The organism is Blautia sp. AF19-10LB (assembly GCF_003461245.1).
GTDB classification, from domain to species: Bacteria; Bacillota; Clostridia; order Lachnospirales; family Lachnospiraceae; genus Blautia_A; species Blautia_A intestinihominis.
The window spans coordinates 1-1,088 of sequence record NZ_QTWS01000090.1 but is presented as its reverse complement, the minus strand read 5'-3'; the positions used below and the strand labels follow the sequence as shown (position 1 = coordinate 1,088).

Genomic DNA, 1,088 nt, shown 5'->3' with positions numbered 1-1,088 from the left:
AAGAATTCATGCTGTATGCTATTGGAAGAAATATAAATAAATATCATCGTTTTTTATACAAAAACTGAGAAAATTTGAAGGAAAAACTGCCTAGAAAAAAATGCAGCTGAAAAAATCCAAACAAGGATTTTTTGCGGCCAAAAACAAAAAGTATTTATCAAAATAAAAATATCCTGAACAAGTTGCAGAGCCAGAAAGCTCTGTAACTGTCAGGATATTTTTGTTTGGTGCTGTCAGCTCTAAAAAACGTTATTTACCGACAGCTCCCTTTTTTCATTTTTTGCATGTAGCTTTATTTGCAGAAGTAGATTACGATATTAATAGTTGACCAGGGAGAGAAGAATGATTAGATAATATGTTATAGTGATAATGGAATTATGGTAACAAAAAAATTTATAAAAAAAGTGCAACCAAACAGAAAAAAATACGTTCTATATAATAGAAAACATTAATATGGCACACTGCAAATAACCTATCCGCATAAAAACACTAATATACAGGGGAGAAATGTGATATGGAAGATACACATATTATAAATTTATTTTTAGAAAGATCAGAAGATGCAATTCGCCAGATAGAAGTAAAGTACGAAAAATTTTGCTTTAAGATTGCATGGAATATTTTATATAACACAGAAGATTCAGAAGAATGCGTAAATGATACGTGGCTGATAACGTGGAATAAGATTCCGCCCAAAACGCCAACAAAGTTATCTGCATTTCTTGGAAAAATAACCAGAAATTTGGCATTGGACAATTTCAGAAAGAAAAATGCTTCAAAAAGAGCAGATACACACATGATGGATATTTGTGGTGAAGTGGAAAAACTGGAAAATACAATAAAGGATTATGTGGAAGAGGATATAAAGAAAAAGGAAATTTTGAATATTTTAGAAAAATTTTTGAGTGATTTAAAAGCAGGGGACAGGGATATTTTTGTCAGGCGATATTGGTATATGGATAATATTAAAGACATTGCAAAAAGACATGGATGCTCTGAGACTAAAATTAAATCCAGTCTTTTTCGAAGCAGAAACAAATTATGGGAAGAGGTGAAAGAAATCATATGAAAAAAGAAAACAATTTTTT

1 protein-coding gene and 1 pseudogene are annotated in these 1,088 nt (G+C 30.4%); both read left to right on the top strand.

The features are described from left to right. Positions 1 to 94: pseudogene (locus DWX28_RS20880) on the top strand (transposase); the annotation flags it as partial. Positions 95 to 514: 420 nt separating this feature from the next. Further along, entirely contained in the window at positions 515 to 1,069 is a 555-nt protein-coding gene (locus DWX28_RS19185) for an RNA polymerase sigma factor (protein WP_118254791.1), read from the top strand. The last annotated feature ends 19 nt before the right edge of the window (positions 1,070 to 1,088 follow it).